The 16,652-nt window shown below is 29.6% G+C and carries 15 protein-coding genes and 1 pseudogene; 12 read left to right on the top strand and 4 right to left on the bottom strand.

Features of this window, described 5'->3' with window-relative positions; genetic code table 11:
* Positions 1-160: 160 nt before the first annotated feature.
* Positions 161-679 (bottom strand): META domain-containing protein, encoded by a 519-nt coding sequence (locus N456_RS14115; RefSeq protein WP_062058443.1) that lies wholly within the window; start codon positions 677-679, stop codon positions 161-163.
* 286 nt (positions 680-965) lie between these two features.
* Here N456_RS14115 and N456_RS14110 point away from each other — a divergent pair.
* Positions 966-1,443: pseudogene (locus N456_RS14110) on the top strand (hypothetical protein).
* A 254-nt stretch (positions 1,444-1,697) separates the two neighbouring features.
* Here the strand turns inward: N456_RS14110 and N456_RS14105 are convergent.
* Positions 1,698-2,225 (bottom strand): hypothetical protein, encoded by a 528-nt coding sequence (locus N456_RS14105; protein ID WP_062058440.1) that lies wholly within the window; start codon positions 2,223-2,225, stop codon positions 1,698-1,700.
* 279 nt (positions 2,226-2,504) lie between these two features.
* Here N456_RS14105 and N456_RS14100 point away from each other — a divergent pair, with 279 nt between their 5' ends.
* Entirely contained in the window at positions 2,505-2,831 is a 327-nt protein-coding gene (locus tag N456_RS14100) for a transposase (RefSeq protein WP_062058437.1), read from the top strand.
* Positions 2,832-3,063: 232 nt separating this feature from the next.
* Here N456_RS14100 and N456_RS14095 read toward each other — a convergent pair whose 3' ends face one another.
* Positions 3,064-3,597, bottom strand: a complete 534-nt coding sequence (locus tag N456_RS14095) for an META domain-containing protein (protein ID WP_062058434.1) — start codon at positions 3,595-3,597, stop codon at positions 3,064-3,066.
* Positions 3,598-3,882: 285 nt separating this feature from the next.
* Between N456_RS14095 and N456_RS14090 the strand changes: the two genes are divergently transcribed.
* Positions 3,883-4,407 carry a hypothetical protein gene (locus N456_RS14090; RefSeq protein WP_062058431.1) on the top strand — a complete coding sequence of 175 codons (525 nt, stop codon included), beginning with the start codon at positions 3,883-3,885 and terminating at the stop codon, positions 4,405-4,407.
* A gap of 131 nt (positions 4,408-4,538) precedes the next feature.
* Here the strand turns inward: N456_RS14090 and N456_RS14085 are convergent, their stop codons facing one another.
* On the bottom strand, positions 4,539-5,255 hold the full coding sequence (locus N456_RS14085; RefSeq protein ID WP_062058429.1) for a hypothetical protein: 717 nt from the start codon (positions 5,253-5,255) through the stop codon (positions 4,539-4,541).
* 209 nt (positions 5,256-5,464) lie between these two features.
* On the opposite strand from N456_RS14085, the gene N456_RS14080 reads away from it, so the two are divergent.
* The 9 genes from N456_RS14080 to glgB all read left to right on the top strand — a co-directional run bounded on the left by N456_RS14080 (position 5,465) and on the right by glgB (position 16,557).
* Positions 5,465-7,684 carry a nitric-oxide reductase large subunit gene (locus tag N456_RS14080; RefSeq protein WP_082422537.1) on the top strand — a complete coding sequence of 740 codons (2,220 nt, stop codon included), beginning with the start codon at positions 5,465-5,467 and terminating at the stop codon, positions 7,682-7,684.
* A 156-nt stretch (positions 7,685-7,840) separates the two neighbouring features.
* Positions 7,841-8,278 carry a hypothetical protein gene (locus N456_RS14075; RefSeq protein ID WP_062058423.1) on the top strand — a complete coding sequence of 146 codons (438 nt, stop codon included), beginning with the start codon at positions 7,841-7,843 and terminating at the stop codon, positions 8,276-8,278.
* Between the two features lie 160 nt (positions 8,279-8,438).
* Positions 8,439-8,627, top strand: a complete 189-nt coding sequence (locus tag N456_RS14070) for a hypothetical protein (RefSeq protein ID WP_062058420.1) — start codon at positions 8,439-8,441, stop codon at positions 8,625-8,627.
* 567 nt (positions 8,628-9,194) lie between these two features.
* Positions 9,195-10,505 (top strand): cation:proton antiporter domain-containing protein, encoded by a 1,311-nt coding sequence (locus N456_RS14065; RefSeq protein WP_062058417.1) that lies wholly within the window; start codon positions 9,195-9,197, stop codon positions 10,503-10,505.
* Entirely contained in the window at positions 10,505-11,197 is a 693-nt protein-coding gene (locus tag N456_RS14060) for a helix-turn-helix transcriptional regulator (RefSeq protein ID WP_062058414.1), read from the top strand. Before N456_RS14065 ends, N456_RS14060 begins: the two co-directional genes overlap by 1 nt.
* Before the next feature lie 106 nt (positions 11,198-11,303).
* Complete coding sequence (locus N456_RS14055) at positions 11,304-11,672, top strand: hypothetical protein (RefSeq protein WP_062058411.1); 369 nt, start codon at positions 11,304-11,306, stop codon at positions 11,670-11,672.
* A 286-nt stretch (positions 11,673-11,958) separates the two neighbouring features.
* Complete coding sequence (locus N456_RS14050) at positions 11,959-13,383, top strand: glycogen synthase (protein WP_062058408.1); 1,425 nt, start codon at positions 11,959-11,961, stop codon at positions 13,381-13,383.
* On the top strand, positions 13,373-14,644 hold the full coding sequence (locus tag N456_RS14045; protein ID WP_062058405.1) for a glucose-1-phosphate adenylyltransferase: 1,272 nt from the start codon (positions 13,373-13,375) through the stop codon (positions 14,642-14,644). The genes N456_RS14050 and N456_RS14045 overlap by 11 nt, the downstream gene beginning before the upstream one ends.
* A gap of 8 nt (positions 14,645-14,652) precedes the next feature.
* Positions 14,653-16,557: a 1,4-alpha-glucan branching protein GlgB gene (gene glgB, locus N456_RS14040; protein WP_062058403.1), complete on the top strand. Its 1,905-nt coding sequence runs from the start codon at positions 14,653-14,655 to the stop codon at positions 16,555-16,557.
* Positions 16,558-16,652: the final 95 nt, after the last annotated feature.

The following is a 16,652-nucleotide window of genomic DNA, read 5'->3' as shown; positions in this document are numbered from 1 at the left end:
ATTATAGTAGTATGATGCTTTTTTATTTAATAAACTTAAAGTAAAACTTATTAGTAATTAATACTTATAAAAAGGCTATCTATATTATAGTTTAGATAGCCCTTTATACAGAGTTATTATTTTATATTGGGGTATTTATAAAATTAAAGTCATCTGTTTTTTATCTTCTAAAAACGACACCTTTGCTTTTTCCATTTACAATTCTGAAAAGAGCAAGTCTGTCTCCTTTTATTTCATAACGATCAGCTACAGATATATCATTTGCTAATCCAGCATTACAAAACTCACTAAAGCGTAAAAGTCCTATTGTAATTTTTCCGCCTGATGCCGATGGAGTATCCTTAACTAATTTTACACTTCCTGTTAATGTCTGACAGTCATCAGATAAAGCAACAATAAGACCAAATTCATTCTTACTGAAACTTACAGTCGCATTAGGATAATCAGAAAGAGGTAGATCACTAGCAAAAGAGAGATTCCATTTTCCTAATAAATTAGAACTTTCTAATTCATCTGGGAAAACAATACTTCTTTTATTAGTTGATTCTGATTCGAATTCTTCTAAAATGTTTGCTTCTTGTGTTATAGGGCTATTATCTGCTACAGAATCTTTTGAACAAGATACTGTAAGAAATAAAACGGCTACAATTGCTAAGTGAAATAATTTGTTAATTTTCATTGTTTATGGTTTTTTGAGTTTAATATGGTGCTAAAGTAATATGCTTATAACACAATATTGGTACTGCTTGTATAAAGAGAATAAATAGATGTATAAAGAACTATTTTCGATGTATAAAGATCATTTAATCATTAGAGAAAGTTTTTATTGAAGCTACAGATTGGTAACTAAGTTCTAAATTATTTTAGAATCCTTATAAAAATACTTACCTCGACAATAAAATATCATAATATACTTTCATCATTTCTAGTAATGTTATTTTTTTAGATTTAAAAAAATATAAAACATGATATTAGGTATAGGATCGAGAATAAAATACCCAGAATTAGGAATGGGTATAGTAATTAATATAACCTCTAAGTTGTATTGGGTTACTTTTATTGATAAAGGGCTAGAAACTATTGATATTAATGGAAAATTTGAGGTGATAGAAAGAGTTGAAAATGAAGTAGATACTGTGAGTTTTTATGAAGTAGAAAAAACAATTAGAACTCTATTAAAACGTTATAGTGATATCTCTGAAATTGTAGCAATTGCAGATAAATGGAAAGGCGGTATTTTAATATTACAGCCCGAAGATTCTAATTTATCTTCTAAAGAAATTTCTATAGATATTTTTTTTCATAAAATAGTAATTGGTTAGAGATCGAATTAGGGTAATGGAACAAAAAATTAATAGTTCTGATCTAGATGAGCAAAATAAAATAGACCTACAGCAGTATATTACCAGAATATATGGGAGCTTAACAACATTTAGTATTTGATCGCGTTTTGTGAAATGACTAGTTTAGCTTTATATTAAAAAGCTGTTATATAACTTTTTTTATGAAGTAAAATTACCAATTATCTATTGCTCAATTATAGTAGTATGACACTTTTTTATTTAATAAACTTAAAGTAAAACTTATTAGTAATTAATACTCATAAAAGGGCTATCTATATTATAGTTTAGATAGCCCTTTATACAGAGTTATTATTTTATATTGGAGTATTTATAAAATTAAAATTATCTGTTTTCTTATCTTCTAAAAACAACACCTTTGTTTACTCCATCTACAACTCTAAAAAGAAAGAGTCTGTTTCCTCTTATTTCATAACGATCAGCTAACTCTACAAGATTCGCTACACCACTAGTTAATCGAGGACATCCTCCAAATCTTGTGGATAAGAACGTACTAAATTTAATATCTCCACCTGTTTCTGTACGTCTAAGTAAAGTGTTTATACCTCCTGACGAAGCACATACCTCTCCTCCAGCTCCTCTGATTATGACTTTATCATTATTGCTGAAGTGTATATTTATTGTAGAGCCATTTGTGTCTAAATCACTAGCAAAAATAAGATTCCATTTTCCTAATAAATTAGAATCTTTTAATTGATATGGGAAAGCAATACTTCTTTTATTAGTTGATTCTGATTCGAATTTTTCTAAAATGTTTGCTTCTTGTGTTATAGGACTATTATCTGCCACAGAATCTTTTGAACAAGATACTGTAAGAAATAAAACAGCTACAATTGCTAAGTGAAATAATTTGTTAATTTTCATTGTTTATGGTTTTTTGAGTTTATAATACGATGCTAAAGTAACATGCTTATAATACAATATTGATACTGTTTGTATGAAGAGAATAAATAGATGTATAAATGACTATTTTAAATGTATAAAAATCACTTAATCATTAAAGAAAGTTTTTATTGGAATGATACTGTTCGATTAATTTCTACATTATTGACTTTAGTTAAGTTTATCAAAATAAGGGTTATAAAAAAACAATCAAAAAAACTTGGTATGGTTTGAGTGATTATAAAATATAAGATCGTGTGAATGATAGTATTTATTTTAGTTATTTCTTGCGGGTTGAATATTGATCAAATAGTTCCTGATCTCAGTACTTTAAGTAGGTTTAGGACAGCTAAAGCTGATGAGTCGTTTTTCAAAGAAATCAACGCTCAATTAGAATTTTATAATATTATTGTCAAAACAGAAACTATTTTAGATACCAGTGTGATAGGCACTCCATTAAAACCTAATGGTAAAGCTAACCATAAAGTTACTAAGGGTAGAGAAGATCTTCAGCAAGTAGAAGTAAATAAAGACTACGCCGATAGTATAGATAAAGAAGTTTATAGGTATAGCATGATACAGAGATAGTAAAAAAATGCATTCTCAAAGACCTAATAGAAGCGATGTGTTACAATTTATACAGGAGTCTAGGGATGATTACTTCTAATTGTGAAAATTAACTAAAAGGAGTTAATATATAATAAACAGGGATTGTTGTCTATAATAATGTATTATAAACAACAATCCCTGTTTTTCTTTTACATAGAAAATTCCGATAGCGACTCTTAACTATATTGGAACATTTGTAAATTATAATTTTCTATCTTCTAAAAACAAGCCCTTTGTTTTCTCCATTTACAACTCTAAAAAGAGCAAGTCTGTTTCCTTTTATTTCATAACGATTTGCTGACTTTACAGTACTGATTACATTACCTGTTAATGGATCGCATAATCCAAAATTAGATCTAAGAAATGATCCAACAGAAATTTCCCCACCTGTTTCTGTGAATTTAGTTAAAGTTTTTATACTTCCAGATCCACCGCATTGTTGTAAATCTTTTGTATTTTCAACATTAACTCTATTACTTTCAGTAAAAATTATTTTTATTGAAGTGGAGTCATCTATCGATAAATCAGTAGCATGAGTAAGGTTCCACTCTCCTAATAAATTAGAATCTTTTAATTGACCTGGGAAAATAATACCTCTTTTATTAATTGATTCTGATTCGAATTTTTCTAAAATGTTTGCTTCTTGTGTTATAGGACTATTATCTGCCACAGAATCTTTTGAACAAGATACTGTAAGAAATAAAACGGCTACAATTGCTAAGTAAAATAATTTATTAATTTTCATTGTTTATGGTTTTTTGAGTTTAATATGGTGCTAAAGTAATATGCTTATAACACAATATTGGTACTGCTTGTATAAAGAGAATAAATAGATGTATAAAGAATTATTTTCGATGTATAAAGATCATTTAATCATTAGAGAAAGTTTTTATTGAAGCTACAGATTGGTAACTAAGTTCTAAATTATTTTAGAATCCTTATAAAAATACTTACCTCGACAATAAAATATCATAATATACTTTCATCATTTCTAGTAATGTTATTATTTTAGATTAAAAAAATATAAAATATGATATTAGGTATAGGGTCGAGAATAAAACACCCAGAATTAGGAATGGGTGTAGTAACTAATGTAACCTCTAAGTTGTATTGGGTTACTTTTATTGATAAAGGGCTAGAAACTATTGATATTAATGAAAAATTTGAGGTGATAGAAGGAGTTGAAAATGAAGTAGACACTGTGAGTTTTTATGAGGTAGAAAAAACATTTAGAACTCTATTAAAACGTTATAGTGATATCTCTGAAGTTGTAGCAATTGCAGATAAATGGAAAGGTGGTACTTTAGTATTACAGCCCGAAGATTCTAATTTATCTTCTAAAGAAATTCCTATAGATACTTTTTTTCATAAAATAGTAATGGTTAGAGATCGAATTAGGGTAATGGAACAAAAAATTAATAGTTCTGATCTAGATGAACAAAATAAAATAGACCTACAGCAGTATATTACCAGAATGTATGGGAGCTTAACAACATTTAATGTGTTATTTAAAAATAAATCACAGCAATTTAGAGGAAGTAGTAAAGGTAAATAATAAAGTATAGTTCTTACTTTACAATTTAAGCCGTATACAAGAGGTAAAAAAAGTTAAGATTCAGAGCTGTTTTTTTGCATTGGTTCTTAACTTTTTTTTAAATAAAACAGCCTTATGATAGTTGATGGAGTTTAGTTATTCCAAGCTTTTAGGTTACTAATAGGGATTCCAAACCCTAGGAGTTTATGTTGCTTAGACAGATATGCACCACTAGTCATAGTAGTCCAATCTCCCCAAGTAGCTTCAATACCGCCAATGGGAAGTATAGATACCCACATTTTAAAACTTGTAGGGCGATAGTCTTTATCCACTTTCCAGAGATAAGAATCTCCTGGAGTAGTCCCTCCTGATGGATAAGTGATCAATAATGCTTTTAAGCCCTCTTCTAATACCACTAGCTGCCTGATTGCTCCTTTATCAAAAAGTTTATGAGGAGCAACTACCCAAAAAGAGTCGTTATTAAAATTAGACAGTGCTTTAGTTATCAATTTTTGTTTGCCATTATTGGTAATCAGTTTTTTATGTTCATACACGATACTTTTTTTAGGATGATTTAAATCAAGTATAATTTTATAATCGTCCCATCTTACTTCTACATGATTATCAATTTTATTCCATAAATAATGATTTTTATTTCTAAAAGTCCATTGTATGTACTGAGTAGTTAGGTATGCATCATGCTTAATTGCGTTTTGTATTTTTAGCGCAAAAGCATCTGCTTCAGAACCTGTTTTTCCTTTAGGAAGTTTTTCATGTAAAGAGAGGTATAATACTATCGATATAATACATACTATTGATATAGAGCTTATGAGAAGTATTTTTAAAATTTTGAGGAGCTTTTTTTTCAATTGAAATTATTTTTTTGGTTTTATAAAAGTATAAAATTCTTTGAATAGATCTTTCTTCTTTATCTAAATACAGTTTTTTTAACACTCTAGATTCTCGTTTTAAAAATATCAAGTTTCTATTTATATAACATGATCTAAATCATAAAATATAGGTTGATAGTGTTAGTAATTTTACCTTAAAAATTTGCATAAACTTAAAGCAGAAAACAATGAGAAAAATATGGATAGGATTTATTACGATTATTGTACTCTCTTTTATAACATTACTATGGGTAGGGGTTAAAATATACCAAGATAAGCCTCCAATACCAGAAAAAGTAATGGTTATGGGTACAAATGAGGTATTATTTACAAGAGAACAAATACAAAGAGGACAAAATGTATGGGAATCTATTGGTGGTATGGAAGTAGGTTCTATATGGGGGCATGGGAGTTATGTAGCTCCAGATTGGTCTGCAGACTGGATTCATAAAGAAGCAGTCTTTTTATTAAACAAGTGGTCTTTGCCTTATGAAAAGGATTATGAAAAACTTTCTGAGGAATATAAAGGACTATTAAAAGGGCGTTTGATTACTACGATTAAAACAAATACCTATGATAGTATTACAAAAAATGTTTTTATTACAGCAGATAGAAAAGAAGCTATTCTTTCTAATTCCGAATATTATGCAACTATTTTTTCAGAAGGGCATGAAGAATATGCAATTCCTAGAAATATGCTCACAGATATATCTAAGTTGGATGATCTTAATGCGTTTTTATTCTGGGCATCTTGGGCTGCATCAACCAATAGGATTGGAAGTGAAATTACCTATACTTCTAACTGGCCACATGAGCCTCTTATAAATAATACAGTAACTGTTGATTCTCAGATATGGTCTGGGTTTTCTATTGTTTTACTATTGTTATGTATATCGATTATGGTGTGGTATCACATTAGGAGTAGTCATAAAGAAGAAGATCATAGTGAAGTACCAGAACATAATCCTTTACAAGATATTAAACTATATCCTTCTCAAAAAGCAACTTTAAAATACTTTTTAGTGATTAGTCTTCTAATCGCATTACAAGTAATTTTGGGAATCATAACCGTTCATTACAGTGTAGAGGGACAAGCATTTTTTGGATTCGAATTATCTCAATACCTTCCTTATAGCATAAGTAGAACATGGCATACACAATTGGCTATATTCTGGATTGCAGCAGCATGGTTATCTACAGGATTATTTATAGCTCCATTAATTAGTAATAAAGAACTTAAATTTCAAAAATTTGGAATCAATTTTCTATTTGTAGCAATACTGATAGTCGTATTAGGATCTATGATAGGAGAGTGGCTAGGGGTAAAACAATATCTAGAGTTAACCACTAATTTCTTCTTTGGACATCAAGGATATGAATATATGGATTTGGGTAGATTCTGGCAGATTCTATTAGGAGTAGGCTTAGTACTTTGGGTATTCTTAGTAGGAAGACATATTCTTATTGGTATCAAACGAAGAGATGGTACTAGAAATCTTCTAATTTTGTTTTTAATATCTGTTATTGCGATAGGATCATTTTTCTTCTCAGGATTAATGTATGGAGAGAATTCATCATTATCCGTAATAAACTATTGGAGATGGTGGTTAGTGCATCTATGGGTCGAAGGATTTTTTGAAGTTTTTGCGACTGTAGTTATTGCCTTTTTATTTACCAAAATGAAACTGATTAAAGAAAAGACTGCGGGTAGAGTTACTGTCTTATCTGCGATTATCTTTCTTTCTGGCGGAATTATAGGAACATTACATCATTTATATTTTTCAGGAACCCCTGTACATGCAATAGCATTAGGAGCTACATTTAGTGCATTAGAGGTAGTACCTCTAACACTAATTGGTTATGAAATCTGGGAGAATTGGAATCTATTAAAGATAAAAGAATGGGTGCAAGAATTTAAATGGCCGATTTACTTTTTTCTTGCAGTATCATTCTGGAATATGCTAGGAGCTGGAGTATTTGGATTTTTAATCAACCCTCCAATAGCATTGTATTATATCCAGGGACTAAATACTACCGCAGTGCATGCACATACAGCATTGTTTGGTGTTTATGGTATGTTAGGAATGGGACTAATACTATTCTCTCTGAGAATGATATCAAAAAGTGTATGGAATACCAAAGTATTAAAAATTTCATTTTGGTCATTAAATATAGGACTATTAGCGATGGTAGTATTTAGTTTATTACCACAAGGAATTATACAAGCATTAGCCTCAATCAAACATGGGTATTGGTACGCAAGAAGTACAGAGTTGTTATATTCTCCAACATTTCAGACGATAAAATGGTTACGTATTATAGGAGATATTATTTTCTCTATCGGGATAGGATATTTTTGCTGGTTTACGATTACAGAAACCTTAAAATGTTTTTCTAAAAAAAGTTAATAACTGTAAGAATACAAGGTTTTAAAAAGGTGATTTCTACTATAAGAAACAAGAATCTAAATTGGCTCGTTTTGATTCTTGTTTCTTTAAAACAGAGCTGATAATCTATTACAATGAATAGAAGAATAAACAGTTTTAATCGAGTCTAATTTTTATATGAAAAATATATATAGCTATAGTTTTATTTTAATTTTTGTTTGGTTAGGTTTTTTAGTAGCGATAAGCTTTATGGAAGCTCCATTAAAATTTCAGGCACCTTCTGTAACAACTGCTATTGGAGTAGAAATAGGGAGAATAGTATTTAATGCCCTTAATACAGTAGAGATTATTTTTAGTATCTATTTATTAGTACAACTCAATTATTTTAGAAAATTAGATCATAAAATATTCATCGGAGTAGTATTACTTCTAATGATTATAGGAGTGCAATCTTTTTATCTACTTCCTGTTTTGGATAGCTATGCGACTATTGTAATTAATGGAGGAATATCTCCGTCGAATATAGAACATGTAACCTATGTTGTTTTAGAAGTAATTAAGGTAATTCTCTTACCATATATTGGTTATCGACAGGTTATCATGTTTAAAAAATAGGTTATTATAACATGAATTTATTTATTATGATAATTAAATCCTCATTCATTTTATTTAGATTCTAATTTAATTATTCTGAATTCTAATCAACAAGAATTACCTCTAGTAAGCAGATCAATTAGTTGTAGATTTATGTATTATTAATTTAAAAATATAAATCATGAAAAAAAAGAACTTAAAAACTTTAAAACTGAACAAAATGGTTATTTCTAAATTGGACCAGAATAGCATTAAAGGAGGAATAATAACTTGGGATGATAATAAGCTTAAACCACCAACAGCTCCAAAAACAATTGATTGTCCAAGTAAATTATGTGCTTCTTTGGAACATAAGTGTACTTGGTCTTAATCGATTATAATAATACAAATTTTATTAAATTGAATCTCAGCAGACAATTGTTTGTTGGGATTTTTTATTTTATAAAATAAATATTTTTAAAATTATAGCGTAACCAGTTCACTTAATGAATAAATAGTATAGAATTAGCACTCTTATTTAGAATGATTCTACAAGAAAGAAAAACGCCACGGGTTTTCCGGGAAGATATTCTATGCTCAGAATAACGCCTCAGAAAACCCGTGGAGGTAGTATACATTAATAAAATACTCTCAGATAATCGAGGGTTATATTCTATGTGTACTATCTATTGCTGTATTTTCTAGTTTCGTATAAAAGTAATTTTTTGGTTGTTTTTGATATTTTCTTTCCTTTGGTGTCTGATTCTTATAATTTAGTCTTGATTCATATCTAGGTCAAAACTGCTGGATATCTAACAGTATAATCAATTATGTAATAAGAAAATTATTTAACCAATAATTTAGTATCTTTTCAATCGTTTAAAAAACAACCCATATTTAGATAGTTCTTAAAAAAAGAAGAATAATTAATATAGCCTAATCAATTGAAAACCTATCCATGGAAATTTTTTCTTCTTATAACGTTATTATAGAAATTTCACTGATTATCATTTTATCGTTTATTTTTAATGGTATTGCTAAAAAGACTAATGTTCCTGCGGTATTACTATTAATTATCTTAGGAATTATATTACAGTACGCTCTAAAAGCTTTTGGAGGAGATTCTACCGTCTTTTTTCCAATGTTAGAAGTACTGGGTATTGTAGGTTTAATCATGATCGTCTTAGAAGCAGCTCTAGAGCTAGAGTTAAAAAGAGATAAATTAATGCCTATTCTTAAGGCATTAACAATTGCATTAATCGGATTAGTAACTTCCACATTTATCGCAGCCATTATATTACAATCATTAGTAGATTGTATGACAATGCAATCAGCATGGCTATATGCTACTCCATTATCAATACTGTCTAGTGCTATAATAATACCCAGTGTATCTTCTTTATCAGTTACAAAAAAAGAATTTCATATCTATGAGAGCACATTTTCTGATATATTAGGTATTATGTTATTCTATTTTCTGGCAGGTAGATTAAATCCCGCAGAAGATGCTGGAGTAGGAGGTTTTTTCTTAAATCTAATAATCACTATTATCATCTCATTAATAGCTAGTTATGCTATTATTCTAATCTTTCAGAAAATAAAAAGTCAAGTAAAGTTGTTTTTACTTATCGCAGTACTATTGTTATTATATGCACTAGGTAAAAAAATGCATTTATCATCTTTAATTATAATTTTAATTTTTGGATTAGTTATCGCTAATATGAAGCTATTCTTTAGAGGAAAACTCAGAGAGTATCTAAATATTGAAAAAGCAAAATTGATTTATCATGATCTACATGTGATTACTGCAGAAACCGCTTTTGTAATACGCACTTTGTTTTTTGTTGTTTTTGGAATTACCATTGTATTATCTTCTTTATTGAATCTACAAGTTACACTAATTAGCCTTTTGATATTAATTTCTATTTATGGTATACGATATGGTTTACTACGTATTTTTATGAGAAAAGATATTACGCCACAATTATTTATAGCTCCAAGAGGATTAATAACTGTTTTATTGTTTTATGCTATTCCTACAGAAGCGATTATAGAAGGTTTTGAACCAGGGATACTACTTTTCGTTATTATAGGTACTAGCTTAGTAATGACAGCAGGCATGATCAGAGATAAAAGAAAAAGTCCTTTTAAGCAATCTATATCAGAAACAGAGACAGCTAGTGAAGAGACAGAATATTTTATTAATAATACTACAGATTTAAGTAAAATTGATGACCTTAATACATCAAATGAACACGAAATAGAATAATGAAACGATTACACCGATTAACTGCAATATTAGTAAAATTACAATCCAAGAAAATTGTTCTAGCAGCTGAGCTAGCAAATAAGTTCGAAGTTAGCCTACGAACCATATATCGTGATATGCAAGCACTTACTGACGCAGGAGTACCCATAGGAGCAGAAGCAGGAACTGGGTATTATCTAGTAGATGGATATTCTCTACCACCAATTATGTTTACAGAAAAAGAAGCTAATGCATTACTAACTGCTTCTAAGATCATTAATACCAATAATGATCAATCACTAATCAATGAATATCAAGAAGCTATAGATAAGGTAATTGCAGTACTTAAATCTACACAAAAAGAGAAACTTAAAATTTTAGAACAACGTGTTTTTACATATAATAGAGAACATGTTAAATCAAGTAACTCCTTATCAATAATACAACAAGCTATTACTGATTATAGAGTCTTAGAAATAGAATACAGCACAGCATCTCAGGAATATAGTAAACGATTGATAGAACCTCTTGGAGTCTATTTTACAAACAATACGTGGATAATGATTGCACATTGTAGATTGAGGAATGATTATCGAGAGTTTAGAACAGATCGAATTCTAAGCCTTATAGAAACACATGAAGTTTTTTCTTCACAGCATTTCAGTTTAGAAGAATATTATAAAAAACGTACTGAATCATGTAACTATTACTAGTTAAATTTTCTTATAACGAAACAACTACTGACATAAGGTTGTCATAATGTGATTATAATTTTGATATGATTTAATAAATTATATTAACAAAGTAACACTAATCATTATGATAAACTTATTATTTAATAACACAATACGTACTAACCAAAATCCTTCATCAATATCTATAAAATCTAAAGTTGTAGAAATTGTATTATTTGATATCCATTCAGGATATTCTAAAGCAGCAGCAGAAAAAGCATTATCCTCTCTTAATGATATTATAAAATTATATTATGGATTTATAGAAAGAATTACTGCTAGTAATGGAGAAGGAAAATATATAGATATTGTGTATTGGACTGACATGCAATCAGCAAAAGATGCAGCCACTGATATCATGAATTCTAAAAAAGCAACTGAAATTTTTACCATAATAAACCGAGAATCAATTAAAATGTATCATTTTAATACCTTTAATCAGTTTGAAGAATGACACCTCACCTATAGATCATTTTCTATACTCTCTTTTTTTTAAGATTAAGTAAATAATTTAGGTATGTATAAGTATTGAAGATTATAAGAAACATGTATAAATGACATTTATTTTTTGCTTTTTATTTTAAACTTTACACTGTATTATCGATAATAAAAAATTAACGTTGTTTTTTTATTAAATAAATGTTAATACGTTGTTTTTTTTAAATAATAACAGCTTATATCTATTGGGTTTTTTATAGATTTAAATGATTTTAAATCTATAAAAACGGTTTTATTTATTCATGAATATTCTTCACACAAGTTTTGAATGTTATCCCGTAGCAAAAGTAGGGGGATTAGCAGATGTAGTTGGGGCTTTGCCAAAATATCAAAACAATTTAAATCTTAATACAAGTATCATAATGCCTTTTTATGATAACCAATTTGTTAAGAATTCTAAACAGATTACTATTTATAAAAGCACAATACAATTAGGGGAAATTTCATACCCGTATACCATACAAGAGTTAAAATCCCCTGATTTAGGATTTACTGCATATCTAGTTTATAGTAATGGTTTATTAGACAGACCTAATGTATATAATTATGAGGATGATACAGAGCGATGTATAGGGTTTCAATTAGCAGTTTTAGATTGGATAACTACTTTAGATAAAGCCCCTGATATCATTCATTGTCATGATCATCATACAGGATTAATCCCTTTTTTAATGACTTATACTACGCCGTACTCTAGATTAAGAAACATTCCTACAGTACTTACAATTCATAATGCACAGTACCAAGGGCAATTATCTTATGATAAACTACATTATCTACCTGATTTTGATAAAGAAAAAATAGGATTATTAGATTGGGATAATTGTATCAATCCTTTGGCATCAGGTATTAAATGTGCTTGGAGAGTGACTACTGTATCACCTAATTATATGGTAGAGTTACAAAAAAAAGCAAATGGATTAGAACGACTCTTACAACATGAAAATAATAAATGTATAGGAATCCTTAATGGAATTGATACAAAAACTTGGGATCCTGAAACAGATCCAATGGTAATCAAGAATTATGGACTAAGTAATGTCGCATTAGGGAAATTAGAAAATAAAAAATGGATTTGTAAGCACTTTAATTTAGACAGTAATAAGCCACTTTTTAGTTTTATAGGACGGTTAGTAGGAGAAAAAGGAGCTGATATATTACCAGATATAATAGAACAATCTTTTAATGATACTACAGATATTAATATTCTGATTTTAGGATCAGGTAATCCCGAAACTGAAGAACGGTTAAAGTCATTACAAGAGAAATTTTCTGGGATGTATAATGTATTTATAGGATATGATGAGAAATTATCCCATATCATATATGCAGGGACAGATTATTTAATAATGCCATCTCGTGTAGAACCATGTGGGCTTAATCAGATGTACGCTCTACGATATGGTACTATCCCTATAGTAAGAAGAACAGGAGGGCTTAAAGATACTGTTATCGATATTGGAGATAATGGTTTTGGGATATGTCATAATAATACCTCTGTATGGGATGTGTGTCATTCAATACAAAGAGGAATCAAATTGTATACTAATCAAGAAAAATATAAAGAATTACAAAAAAATAATATGAAAATAGATCATTCATGGGATCGATCTGTTTCTAAATACTTAACCATATATGAATCATTAATACAAAAACATGATCAATAAAAAAGTTCTTGCCATTATATTGGGTGGAGGCCAAGGAACACGATTATCACCTCTTACAGATCAACGATCTAAGCCTGCCGTATCTATAGCCGGAAAATACAGATTAGTGGATATCCCAATATCTAATTGTATCCATTGTGATATCAAAAGAATGTTTGTTCTTACCCAATTTAATTCAGCTTCTCTAAACCGTCATATAAAAAACACATATGTTTTTAGCACATTTAGTGATGCCTTTGTAGATATTATGGCTGCAGAGCAAACTCCGGATAATAAAACATGGTATCAAGGCACAGCAGATGCTGTTAGACAGTCCATGTATCAATTGTTAAACCATGAGTTTGAGTATGCATTAATCTTATCAGGAGATCAATTGTATCAAATGGATTTTAATGCTATGCTAGATGCACATGTAGAAAAAGGAGCCGAAATATCTATAGCAACCATACCAGTTAAATCTAAAGAAGCAACACAGTTTGGGATTTTAAAAACCGATGAAGAAAGCTTTATCTCTTCCTTTATAGAAAAACCAAGTCAAGAAAACCTTAAAGGATGGGAGTCTGAGGTAAGTGAAGAAATGAAAAAAGACGGTAAGAATTATCTTGCTTCAATGGGGATTTATGTATTTAACAAACAACTCTTAATCGATCTCTTATCTAATCCGGATACCGTAGATTTTGGGAAAGAAATTATCCCTCAATCTATTTCAAAACATAAAGTACTGGCATATCAATATGAAGGATATTGGACTGATATAGGAAATGTGCCTTCTTTTTTTGAAGCTAATATCCAATTAACCGATGATATTCCGCAATTTGATCTATTTAATAAAAGTAGTTCTGTTATTACCAGACCACGTATTCTTCCGCCATCAAAAATTTCGGGAACCAGACTACATAAATCTATGATTGCAGAAGGGTGTATCATTAATGCTAAAGAAATAGAACGTTCTGTAATCGGTATTCGATCAAGAATAGGAAATCAAACAATGATAAAAAACACATATATGATTGGTAGTAATTCATACCAAGATATAGATGAAATAAATACTGATTTGGCTAATGGAATTCCGCCTATTGGTGTGGGGGATAGATGTGTGATTACTAACACTATAATTGATAAAGATGTACGAATAGGTAATGACGTAGTGATCAATGGAGGGACACATTTAGAAGATGCAGAAGAAGACTCTTATGTAATACGAGAAGGTGTCATCGTTATAAAAAAAGGTACTATAATTCCTAATGGATTTAAATTATAATAAAAACTATGGGTACTATAATTCCTTATAGTTTCTTTTCTGAATTTGATATCAATCTTTTTAAAATTGGTAAACACTATCATTTATATAAAAAATTTGGATCTCATATAATTACTGTTAACGGAGTAAAAGGAACCTATTTTGCAGTATGGGCTCCATCAGCCAAATCTGTTTCTGTAATCGGTGATTTTAATTATTGGACAGAAGGAGAACATCAATTAAATGTACGATGGGATTCATCAGGGATATGGGAAGGCTTTATTCCTAATGTAAAAAAAGGAAATCTCTATAAATATAAAATTCATTCTAATCATAATGATGTCATAACAGAAAAAGCAGACCCTTATGCTAGACGGTGTGAGCATCCTCCTAAAACAGCCTCCGTAGTATGGGATGATGAATACCAATGGGAAGACATCAAATGGATGAAAAAACGCAAAAAACATAATGCTCTCAATGCTCCATACTCTGTATATGAAGTTCATTTAGGCTCATGGAAAAAGAAAGCAGAAGAAAATCGAGCATTATCTTATACAGAATTAGCAGATGAATTAGTGTCCTATGTAAAAGAAATGCAATTTACTCATGTAGAGCTAATGCCAGTAATGGAACATCCATATGATCCATCATGGGGATATCAAATTACAGGATATTTTGCTCCAACATCTCGTTTTGGATATCCAGAAGAATTTAAATTATTGGTAGATAAACTCCATCAAAATGATATAGGAATTATCCTAGATTGGGTTCCATCTCATTTTCCAGAAGATGCTCACGGGCTTGGTTTTTTTGATGGAACATGCTTGTATGAACATCCAGATAAACAAAAAGGTTATCACCCAGATTGGAAAAGTTTGATTTTTAATTATGGAAGAAACGAAGTAAAAAGCTTTTTAATAAGTAACGCAATCTTTTGGTTAGATCAATACCATATCGATGGATTACGGGTAGATGCAGTAGCATCAATGCTATTCTTAGATTACTCTAGAGAAGAAGGAGAATGGGAACCTAATATATATGGAGGAAGAGAAAATCTCGAAGCTATAACATTTATGAAAGAACTAAATGAAGAGGTATATCGTAGTTTCCCAGATGTGCAAACGATAGCAGAAGAATCTACTTCTTTTCCCATGGTTTCAAAACCTTCTTATCTAGGAGGATTAGGCTTTGGTATGAAATGGATGATGGGGTGGATGCATGATACACTTCTATATTTTAGAAAAGAGCCTGTTTACAGAAAACATCATCAAAATGATCTTACTTTTAGTATGACCTATGCGTTTACAGAAAATTTTATGCTCCCTTTTTCACACGATGAAGTAGTACATGGTAAATCTAGTATTTTTGGAAGAATGCCAGGAGATGAGTGGCAGCAGTTTGCAAACCTTAGAGTATTGTACAGTTATATGTTTACACACCCTGGAACAAAATTACTATTCATGGGAGCAGAAATAGGACAACGCGAAGAATGGAATTTTCAAGAAAGCTTAGATTGGTATATTCTACAATATGACTACCATATAGGCATTAAAGAACTTATAAAAGATTTAAATATCCTGTATAGAAACTATCCGGCATTATATCAAGAACAATTTGAGCAATCAGGATTTGAGTGGATAAGCTATGATGATCATGAGAATTCTGTTATAGCATATCTAAGAAAAGGAAAACAAAACTCTCTAATCATTGTATGCAATTTTACTCCAATTCCTAGAACAAATTATCGTATCGGTTTACCAAATAACGGAAAACTGATACAACTATTTAATAGTGATGCTAAAAAGTATAATGGAGGTGGTATTTCTAATCCAAAAGAAATCAATATAATAGATGAACATTGGCATTCTAGAGAGTACTCCGCAGAAATTAGTATTCCGCCATTAGCATCAGTCATTTTTAAAATTAAAGACTAAGTAATAAATTAACCATTTAGTAACAGTAGTAATAAACAAAAAAACAACCCAAAATATACTATTATTAATACATTTAATATCTTAAATTATTTTAT

This window comes from Aquimarina longa SW024, assembly GCF_001401755.1.
Lineage (GTDB): Bacteria > Bacteroidota > Bacteroidia > Flavobacteriales > Flavobacteriaceae > Aquimarina > Aquimarina longa.
This window is presented reverse-complemented; position numbering and strand designations above follow the sequence as displayed.

Excerpts from the sequence above, each read along its gene's own strand:
- N456_RS14115 (WP_062058443.1), bottom strand. The coding sequence starts at position 679 with ATGAAAATTAACAAATTATTTCACTTAGCAATTGTAGCCGTTTTATTT.
- N456_RS14105 (WP_062058440.1), bottom strand. The coding sequence starts at position 2,225 with ATGAAAATTAACAAATTATTTCACTTAGCAATTGTAGCTGTTTTATTT.
- N456_RS14100 (WP_062058437.1), top strand. The coding sequence starts at position 2,505 with ATGATAGTATTTATTTTAGTTATTTCTTGCGGGTTGAATATTGATCAA.
- N456_RS14095 (WP_062058434.1), bottom strand. The coding sequence starts at position 3,597 with ATGAAAATTAATAAATTATTTTACTTAGCAATTGTAGCCGTTTTATTT.
- N456_RS14090 (WP_062058431.1), top strand. The coding sequence starts at position 3,883 with ATGATATTAGGTATAGGGTCGAGAATAAAACACCCAGAATTAGGAATG.
- N456_RS14080 (WP_082422537.1), top strand. The coding sequence starts at position 5,465 with ATGAGAAAAATATGGATAGGATTTATTACGATTATTGTACTCTCTTTT.
- N456_RS14075 (WP_062058423.1), top strand. The coding sequence starts at position 7,841 with ATGAAAAATATATATAGCTATAGTTTTATTTTAATTTTTGTTTGGTTA.
- N456_RS14070 (WP_062058420.1), top strand. The coding sequence starts at position 8,439 with ATGAAAAAAAAGAACTTAAAAACTTTAAAACTGAACAAAATGGTTATT.
- N456_RS14065 (WP_062058417.1), top strand. The coding sequence starts at position 9,195 with ATGGAAATTTTTTCTTCTTATAACGTTATTATAGAAATTTCACTGATT.
- N456_RS14060 (WP_062058414.1), top strand. The coding sequence starts at position 10,505 with ATGAAACGATTACACCGATTAACTGCAATATTAGTAAAATTACAATCC.
- N456_RS14055 (WP_062058411.1), top strand. The coding sequence starts at position 11,304 with ATGATAAACTTATTATTTAATAACACAATACGTACTAACCAAAATCCT.
- N456_RS14050 (WP_062058408.1), top strand. The coding sequence starts at position 11,959 with ATGAATATTCTTCACACAAGTTTTGAATGTTATCCCGTAGCAAAAGTA.
- N456_RS14045 (WP_062058405.1), top strand. The coding sequence starts at position 13,373 with ATGATCAATAAAAAAGTTCTTGCCATTATATTGGGTGGAGGCCAAGGA.
- glgB (WP_062058403.1), top strand. The coding sequence starts at position 14,653 with ATGGGTACTATAATTCCTTATAGTTTCTTTTCTGAATTTGATATCAAT.